Source organism: Fictibacillus phosphorivorans (assembly GCF_007673525.1).
Taxonomy (GTDB): Bacteria; Bacillota; Bacilli; order Bacillales; family Fictibacillaceae; genus Fictibacillus; species Fictibacillus phosphorivorans_C.
In genome coordinates, this window is record NZ_VDZU01000018.1 from 1 (window position 1) to 246 (window position 246).

Sequence of the window (246 nt, forward strand, 5' to 3'; positions counted from 1 at the left end):
GTGGTAGAGCTATCGGCTGTTAACCGATCGGTCGTAGGTTCGAGTCCTACCTGTGGAGCCATATTGGAGAGCTGTCCGAGAGGTCGAAGGAGCACGATTGGAAATCGTGTATACGGTCAACCCCGTATCAAGGGTTCGAATCCCTTGCTCTCCGCCAGATACATACTCTCTAGCTCAAAAATCTGGCCCGTTGGTCAAGCGGTTAAGACACCGCCCTTTCACGGCGGTAACACGGGTTCGAATCCC

1 tRNA gene is annotated in these 246 nt (G+C 53.7%); it reads left to right on the top strand.

What is annotated here, in order from left to right:
- Positions 1-65 precede the first annotated feature (65 nt).
- A tRNA-Ser gene (locus tag FS458_RS20480) sits at positions 66-157 on the top strand.
- The last annotated feature ends 89 nt before the right edge of the window (positions 158-246 follow it).